The following is an 8,558-nucleotide window of genomic DNA, read 5'->3' as shown; positions in this document are numbered from 1 at the left end:
ACATGACGCCCAACGGCCCCCACGACGTCGGTAACGTACCGTTGCCCGCGATCACCGAGTCCGACCTGGCCACCCTGCCCACCGGAGCGCTGCTCGCCCATTCGATGACACTGATCATCCGCCAGATCGCGATGGCCCCGGTGAGCGGCAGTCAGGAGGTCGTACGCGGCCTCGACGACGTCCGGGCGGCCCTGTTCGGTTACTGGGTGCTCCACTACCACGGCTCCAACGCGATCACCGGCTTCTGCGAGGAGATGCCGCACCGCGTGGTGGACGCGGACTTCTTCACGCTGCTGAACCAGAGCCTGGAACGGCTCGGCGACGACGACCTGCTCGCGCTGGTCCGCGACTGGCAGGCCGAACTCGCGCGCGCCGGCGCCCTGCTGGAGCAGGAGGAGCGCGAGCAGGGGAAGGCGGTGGAGGGCTGGGACTGGGAGCGGGCGAGCCGTCTGCTGGCGCTCCTCGACAAGGAGACCATGAGCGCGCTGGACGCGCGGTACCGCGCGGGCCGGCCCGACTCGCTCGACCGAATCTCGGGCTACATCCGTGAGCACGCCGAGGCCGTGTTCACCGTCGTCAAGTGACCAACCGATCCGGTGCGAGGGCCGGGCACGTCAGCGTGCCCAGCCGCCGCTCACGGCGCCGTCGGCTCAAGGAGAGCATGTGGAGGCAGTAGTGCAAGGCGATTTCGCGGTGGAAGTGGAAGACCTGGTCAAGACCTATCCCAAGGCGGAGGGGAACGCTGTCGACGGGGTCTCCCTCACCATCCGGCGGGGCGAGATATTCGGCCTGCTCGGGCCCAACGGCGCCGGCAAGACGACTATCGTCGGCGTCCTCACCACCGCCGTGCGGCCCTCCTCGGGGACGATCCGCATCGCCGGCGTCGACATCGCCGACTCGCTGCGGGTCAAGCCTCGGATCGCGGTGATGCCGCAGATCAACAACCTGGACCGCAGCCTGAGAGCCCGTGAGGTGCTGACCTACCACGCGGCCTACCACGGGGTGCCGAAGACCGAGCGCGAGGCGCGTGCCGACCGGCTGCTCACCGAGCTGGGGCTGGCCGAGCGGGCGAACGAGAAGGTGCCGCGCTACTCCGGCGGCATGGCCCAGCGCCTGATGCTGGCCCGGGCCCTCATGCACGACCCGGAGGTGCTCTTCCTCGACGAGCCCACCAACAACCTCGACCCGCAGTCGCGGCACTTCCTGTGGGACCGCATCCGCGAGCTCAACGCCCGTGGCGTGACGATCGTCCTCACCACCCACGACATGCACGAGGCGGAGCAACTCTGCGACCGCGTGGCGGTGGTCGACCACGGCAAGGTCCTGGTGCTGGACACCCCGGACGAGCTGAAGAAGATCATCCCTGGTGGCGGCCTGCTGGAGCTGCACGCGGCCCTGCCCGGCGGCGCCGCCCCGGTCGCCACCGACGCGGCGGAAGGCGCCGACGGCACCGCCCCGGCCGAGGGGCCGGCCGCCGACCTGCTGCGCAGGCTCCGGACGCTCGGCGCCAAGCAGGTCGAGCCGCTCGCGGCGGACGGTGACGGCGAGTCAGGCGTCGCCCGGTTCCGGCTGTTCTCCGACGACGCCGCCGCGCTCCTCCCCGCCGTCATCCAGGCGGTCGGCGAGGAGAACGCCCAGGTCCGCGACCTGCGGCTGTCGTCCCCGAGCCTCGAAGACGTCTTCATCCACCTGACCGGAAGGAACCTCCGCCCGTGACCGCCGCCGTCACCACGACGAACCGCCCGCCCCAGGGGGGCACCACGAAGCTCGCGATGACCGCGTTCTGGGCCATCCTGCGCCGGGACATCCTGGTCACGGCGCGCGGCTTCGTCGGGTTCCTCATCCAGGCGTTCATGCAGCCATTGCTGTACCTCTACGTCTTCGGCGTGGTGCTGCCCAAGATCGGTATCGCGGTCCCGGGTTACGGCGGCCTGCTGCTGCCGGGCATCGTCACGCTGACGGTGTTCCTCGCCGCGGTGCAGGGCATCATGCTCCCGCTCTCGCTCGACCTCGGCTTCACCCGGGAGATCGACGACCGGCTGCTCGCCCCGACCTCGGTCGGCGCGATCGTGCTGGAGAAGGTCATCTTCGCTACGCTGCGCGGGCTGATCAGTGCGGCGATCCTCTTCCCGCTCGCCTACTGGATCCTCGGCGACGAGTACCTGGTGCAGTCCGGATCGATCCCGCTGATGATCGGCATCATTGTGCTCACCGCCGTCCTCGGTGCCGCGGTGGGTCTGGTCATCGGCACCGTCGTGCCGTCGGAACACATCGCCCTGGCCTTCGCCGCGGTGTTCACGCCGATGCTCTTCACCGGGTGCCTCCAGTACCCCTGGGCCTCGCTGCATTCGCTCCCGGTCTTCCGGGTCGTCACGCTGTTCAACCCGCTGACGTACTCGGCGGAGGGACTGCGCTACGCGATGGTGCCGCTCAGCGGCAGCGGCGCCCACACGCCTTCACTCGCCATTGGGTGGGTGCTGGTCGGCCTGATCGGCTTTGCCGGGCTCTTTTTCACGCTCGGCCTGCGCAGCTTCAAGAGCCGCGCGATCCACTGACGCGAACAGATACCTCTCGACAACTGGCAGATATTCAGGGAGTCAGAGCAATGGCACGGATCGTGTATTTCACCATCCAGGCGGACGACGTCCTGCGGGCCGTCGACTTCTACCAGAAGGTGTTCGGCTGGCACATCGAGAAGTGGGGCGGTGAGTGGGGCGGCAGCGAAGAGTTCTACCTCATCGAGACCGGCACCGAGGACGAGCCGGGCCTGCCCGGCACGCTGATGAAGCGGCACGCGAAGGTCGACAGCCAGCTGCTCAACGGCTTCATGTGCGGCATCGAGTCCAGCGCCATCGACGACGACATGGCCGCGGTGGTCGCCAACGGCGGCTCGTTGGTGTCGCCCAAGGTCACCATCCCCGGCGTGGGTTGGGTGGCCTACTGCCGCGACACCGAGGACAACTTCATCGAGCTGCGGCAGATGGACCCCGAGGCCGTCTGAACCGGTCCTTGACGGCTGTGGCTCCCGGGAGGCCTGTGGCCCCCGGTGGCCCGGCCGGCCCTGCCTTCCGCCTGTATTCACGCGCGGTCGGCGACCGTCGCGACACGTTCGAATTGGGCATGGATCCCCCGCTGCAATTTGTATATGCTGGCACACGGGTCGTTCAACGACCGGTCAACGGGGGATCTTAAGACGGGGGTTCAGACCGGCGATGTCCTTGAGTGACGTCGTGCGCGTACAACATCACGGGGGACGACGGACTTTCGTCACGCCCTTCCTTTAGCGTCGCCGAATTCTCAGAGTTGTTCCGTCCTGGACGGGGCATGGACGGCGGGGCGTCATTGGCCGACTTGTGGGGTGTTGGCAGGATGTCTGTTATTCCGATATCGCTTTCGGGCGAGGCCGACCGGCCGCTGCTGCGGCTGCTGGCCGCGCGCCTGTCCGCATTGCCACTTCCCGAGAGCGAGACCGGTGCGGCCGATCCGACGGCCGTCCGCGACTGGCTGGCCCGGAGCAGGCAGTTGGTCGCCGACTCCGGCCTGACGGCCGGTCAGGAGGAGGACTTCGAGCAGACCTGGACACGGATCGCGGCCGACGAACGCCACGCCGGTGACCTGCCCCGGCTGTCCACGGCCGCCACCGTGCTCCGCGCCCTGCCGGACATCCTGGCAGGCCGGCTCGCCGTCGCCGACGTCCTGCCCGAGCACGCCGTCCGCCCGCTCGTCGCACCGGCGCCCCCGCACACGGCCGCCGTGGTGGCCGACCTGGTCGAGGCCTACGTCGACGCGCGGACCGACCTGCCCGGGCCGCTGCCCATCCGCGTCCTGGAACTCGCGCCGGCGCCCGGCACCCCGGAACTGCGGGACCGGCTGGCGAAGCACCGGCAAGCGGCCGAGTACGTGCTCGAGGAGCCGCACCACCTCGCCACAGAGCAACCCGGCGGCTACGACGTCGTCGTGGCGCGTGGGGTGCTCGGCGCCGCGCCCGACGTACGGGAAGCCCTGCGCGCGGCCAAGGGCGCGCTCAAGCGCCACGGCCTGCTGGTGCTCGACGAACCGGCCCGCCCGGCCGTGTTCGAGCACCTGGTCCACGGGCTGCCGCCCGGCCGGCCGCGCCCGGACCTCGCCCGGTGGCGCGCCCTGCTGGACACCGAGGGCTTCCCGGGCGTCTACATACCCACCGGCCCGGTGACGGACGCCGACCGGCACGTCATCGTCGCCGAGAGCGACGGCTTGGTCCGCCGGACCACCCAGCCGGAACGCCGCCGGGTCGAGGCCGCCCCGGCCCCGACACGGGCCGCACCCCGCGCGACCTCCGAGGCGGCGCTCGCACCGCACGTGCGGGACACCGTCATCGACGCCCTCGGCAGCGCGCTCGGCCTGCGGCCCGAACAGGTCGAGCTGGACGCGCCGTTCGCCGACTTCGGCATCAACTCGCTGACCGGGGTCGAGCTTCTGCACCGGATCAACCAGGAACTGGGCACGGCGCTCGACTCGACGGTGCTCTTCGACCACAGCTCCGTCGAGAAACTGACGACACACATCCTCGCGAGCGCCGCCGAGACGGTCACCGCGACGTTCGCCCCACGCGAGCCCGAACGGCCCGAGGCCCGGCCGACCGACGCCGTGGCAGCCGTTTCCGACGTGAGGCCACGTGCCGGCTCGTCCTCGGCCGCCCCGACCGGCGGGATCGCCGTGATCGGCGTCAGCGGGCGCTTCCCCCGCTCCGCCGACGTGGACCAACTGTGGGAGCACCTCGTCGCGGGCGAGTGCCTCGTCGACGAGGTGACCCGCTGGGACCTCACCGACTTCTACTCCCGCTTCCCCGAATCCCCGCACGGCTACACCACCCGCGCCGGCCTGCTCGACGACATCGACCTCTTCGACCCCCAGTTCTTCGGCATCTCCGGCCTCGAGGCCACCTACATGGACCCGCAGCAGCGGCTGTTCCTGGAGGAGTGCTGGACCGCCCTGGAGGACGCCGGCCACGCCGGCCGGAGCGTCGAGGGCCGGGCCTGCGGCGTGTACGCGGGCTTCAACGGCGGCGACTACCAGATGCTGTGCGGCGTCAACCCGCCCGCCCAGGCCATGTGGGGCAACGCGCCGTCCGCGCTCTCCGCCCGCATCTCGTACCTGCTCGACCTGCAGGGACCGGCGCTGACCGTCGACACCGCCTGCTCCAGTTCGCTGGTCGCCATCCAGCTGGCCTGCCAGAGCCTCAGCACCGGCGAGACCGACATGGCCCTCGCCGGCGGCGTGTACGTCACCTCCACACCCGGTTTCCTGCTCGGCGCCGGCCAGGCGGGCATGCTCTCCCCGGACGGGCGCTGCTACTCCTTCGACCACCGCGCCAACGGCTTCGCCCCGGGCGAGGGCGTCGGCGTCGTGGTGCTCAAGCGGTACGAGGACGCCGTCGCCGACGGCGACCACGTCCACGGCGTGATCCGCGGCTGGGGCACCAACCAGGACGGCGCCACCAACGGCATCACCGCCCCGAGCGCCCGCTCGCAGGAACGGCTGGAACGCCAGGTCTACGACCGCTTCGGCATCGACCCGGCCCGGATCGGCATGGTGGAGGCGCACGGCAGCGCCACGCCGCTCGGCGACCCGATCGAGTTCCAGGCGCTCACCAAGGCGTTCGCCGCCTACACCGACCGCACCTCGTACTGCGCGATCGGCTCGGTCAAGAGCAACATCGGGCACACCACCTCCGCCGCCGGCGTGGCCGGCGTCCTGCGGGTGCTACTGGCCCTGAGGCACAGGACGATCCCGCCGTCGGTGAACTTCGAGCGCGCCAACCCGGCGATCGACCTCGACAAGGGCCCCTTCTACCTCAACACCCGGCCCGTGCCGTGGACGGCGCCGGACAACGGCCCGCGCACCGCCGCGGTCAGCTCCTTCGGACTGAGCGGCACCAACGCGCACCTGGTCATCGAGGAGGCGCCCGCCACCACCCGGGTGCGGCCGGTCCGCCCGGCCCAGCTGGTGGTGCTCTCCGCCCAGAGCGCCGAGCAGGTACGCCGACAGGCGGATCGGCTGCTCGCCGCGTGCGAGGCCCGCCCGGACCTCGACCTCGCCGACGTCGGCTTCACCCTGCTGACCGGCCGGCGCCACCACCGGCACCGGCTCGCCTGCGTCGTCCGGGACGTGACCGAGCTCGCCCAGGTGCTGCGTGAATGGCTCGACCACGGCCGGCACCCGGCCGCCCACGTCTCCGACGCCACCCCGCGCGACCGCCGCGAACAGCGGCCCGCGCTGCGCCGGGTCGGCGAGCAGAGCCTGCGCGAGGCGGCGGCGGGCACCGAGGAGGCCGAGGTCGTCGAGCACCTTCAGGTGGTCGCCGACCTGTACGCGCAGGGCTACGACCTCGACTACGAGGAGCTGTTCCGCGGCGGCGGCCACCGCCGGGTGCCGCTGCCCGCCTACCCGTTCGCGCGCGAGCGCTACTGGGTCCCCGAGACCGCCCAGCCGGGCCCGGCGGCCGGACCGGCGTCACCCGTCCGCCCGGAGCCGGTGGCGGAGCCTTCGGCCCCGGCGCAGGCGGAGGTGACCGAGGCCGGAGTCGTCGAATCGGTCGTGGCCTGGCTCTCCGGCATCCTCGCGGTGCCCGCCGAGCGGATCGAGACCGGCGAGTCGCTGATCCGGTACGGCTTCGACTCGATCAACGCCGTCGCCCTGCGTACGGCCATCCTGCAGAGCTACGGCGTGGACCTCGCGCCCCGGGCCGTCTTCGAGAGCGGCACGGTCGAGGACCTGGCCGCCCTCGTCGTCGCTGAACACCGAGCGGCCGCCGAGCGGCCCGACGCGCGGCCCGAGCCGTCGGAAGCGCCCGGCGATCAGGCACCGTTCCCGCTGTCCGCGGCGCAGAAGGTGCTCTGGTCCCTGGAGCGGCTGGCGCCCGGGAACTCCGCCTACCACCTGCCGCACGCCTTCCGGGTCAGCGGCGAGGTCCGGCCGGACGCCCTGGAGGCGGCGCTGCGCCGACTCGTCGAGCGGCATCCCGCGCTGCGCACCACGATCGACGTGGCGGGCCACGAGCCGGTCCAGACGGTCCGTCCCACCGCCGCGGTGTCATGCACCGTCGAACAGACCGGTCCGCGCACCGACGACGAGCTGCTGAGCCTGGTGGCCGAACGGGGTCGCGCGCCCTTCGACCTCACCGAGGGACCGCTGCTCCGGTGCCACCTGCTCTCGCTCGCGCCGGACGAGCACGTCCTCGTGGTCACCCTGCACCACATCGTCTTCGACGGCACGTCGCTGCTGGTCCTGCTGCGCGAACTCGCCGCGCTGTACACCGGCGAGGTCCGCGGCGAGCCGGTGCCGCTGCCGCAACCCGCCGGTTCCTACGCGCAGTTCGTCGACTGGCAGCGTCGCTTCCTGGAGGATGACCGGGGCGCCGCCGCCCGTGCCTACTGGCGCGACCGACTGGCCGGCGCACCCGCCGAGCTCGGGCTGCCGCTCGACCGGCCGCGCACCGAGGCGGCCCGCTTCCGGGGTGCGGTCTTCGAGCGACGGCTTCCAGCCGAGCTCACCGACCGGGTCCGCGACCTCGGCGCCGACCTGGGCGCCTCCCCGTTCGTGGTGATGTTCAGCGCCTACACCGCGCTGCTGCACCAGTGGACCGGCCGCTCCGACCTGATGGTCGGCACCCCGTTGCACGGCCGGCCCGAGCCCCGGTTCCAGGACACCATCGGGTACTTCGTGAACCAGGTGCCGATCCGCACCCGGGTCGCGGGGACGGAGTCCTTCTCGGAACTGGCGGCCCAGGTCCGGACCGAGGTGTACGGGGCCTTCGAGCACGGCGACTACCCGGTCTCCGAACTCGGCCGCGAGGGCGGCACGGTGCAGTCCTCCTTCGTGTTCCAGAACTGGCTCAAGCTCCCCGCCACCGCGCCGCGGGACGCGCCCGCCCTCCCGCTGGAGCCGATGCTCGGCGTGCACCAGGCCGGCATGTTCGACCTGACGCTGGAGGTCGTCCGGACGGACGGCGTCTACACGCTGCTGCTGCTCCACAACCCGGCGCTGTTCGATCGGGAGACGATGGCGTCCGTCGCGGACCGCTACGAGGCCCTGCTCACCGCGGTCTGCGAGGACCCCGGCCTGCCGGTGGGCCGGGCCGGCGCGGTCGCCGAGCCGCCGGTCGTCGAGCCGGTCACCGCGGAGCCCGGATCCGCGGAGCCGGTCCCCGCCCCGGGCGGGGCTCCGCTCGCCGAGGCCGCGGTCCGGGCCGCGGTCGAGACCGCCTACCGGGAGCTGCTCGGCGTCGACGACCTCGACCCGCACGACAACTTCTTCGACCTCGGGGGTCACTCCGTGCTGCTGGTGCAGGTCTCGCTGCGCCTGCGTGAGGCCCTGGGCCGCGAGGTACCGAGCGTCGCACTGTTCCAGCACCCGACCGTGGACTCCCTGACCCGGCATCTCGCCGCGGCCGCCACCGGCCCGTCGTACGAGCGCAGCCGGCGCAAGGGCCGGGCACGGCGAGCGGCCGTCGCCCGGCTGGCGGCACCGGCGTGAGCTGTCCCGCCCAGACCCGTCAAGACCGCCTGGACCGACAGGAG

Annotated in this window: 5 protein-coding genes; all 5 read left to right on the top strand. The window is 72.0% G+C overall.

From position 1 onward, the window contains the following. Window positions 1–2 precede the first annotated feature (2 nt). Window positions 3–584, top strand: a complete 582-nt coding sequence (locus ACF061_RS37975; RefSeq protein ID WP_392271584.1) for a hypothetical protein — start codon at window positions 3–5, stop codon at window positions 582–584. Between the two features lie 79 nt (window positions 585–663). Beyond that, window positions 664–1,716 carry an ABC transporter ATP-binding protein gene (locus tag ACF061_RS37970; protein ID WP_392271583.1) on the top strand — a complete coding sequence of 351 codons (1,053 nt, stop codon included), beginning with the start codon at window positions 664–666 and terminating at the stop codon, window positions 1,714–1,716. Continuing rightward, window positions 1,713–2,555, top strand: a complete 843-nt coding sequence (locus tag ACF061_RS37965; protein ID WP_392271582.1) for an ABC transporter permease — start codon at window positions 1,713–1,715, stop codon at window positions 2,553–2,555. The genes ACF061_RS37970 and ACF061_RS37965 overlap by 4 nt, the downstream gene beginning before the upstream one ends. A 50-nt stretch (window positions 2,556–2,605) precedes the next feature. Continuing rightward, window positions 2,606–3,001, top strand: coding sequence for a VOC family protein (locus ACF061_RS37960; protein WP_392271581.1), 396 nt, complete (start codon window positions 2,606–2,608; stop codon window positions 2,999–3,001). Between the two features lie 368 nt (window positions 3,002–3,369). Then, window positions 3,370–8,514: a condensation domain-containing protein gene (locus ACF061_RS37955; RefSeq protein WP_392271580.1), complete on the top strand. Its 5,145-nt coding sequence runs from the start codon at window positions 3,370–3,372 to the stop codon at window positions 8,512–8,514. Window positions 8,515–8,558 lie beyond the last annotated feature (44 nt).

The organism is Streptomyces sp. NPDC015220 (genome assembly GCF_043079345.1).
Lineage (GTDB): Bacteria > Actinomycetota > Actinomycetes > Streptomycetales > Streptomycetaceae > Streptomyces.
The sequence above is the reverse complement of the archived record's forward strand: the minus strand, read 5'-3'. Positions and strand labels throughout refer to the sequence as shown.

Coding starts and splice junctions, on each gene's coding strand:
- ACF061_RS37975 (WP_392271584.1), top strand. CDS start 3: ATGACGCCCAACGGCCCCCACGACGTCGGTAACGTACCGTTGCCCGCG.
- ACF061_RS37960 (WP_392271581.1), top strand. CDS start 2,606: ATGGCACGGATCGTGTATTTCACCATCCAGGCGGACGACGTCCTGCGG.
- ACF061_RS37955 (WP_392271580.1), top strand. CDS start 3,370: ATGTCTGTTATTCCGATATCGCTTTCGGGCGAGGCCGACCGGCCGCTG.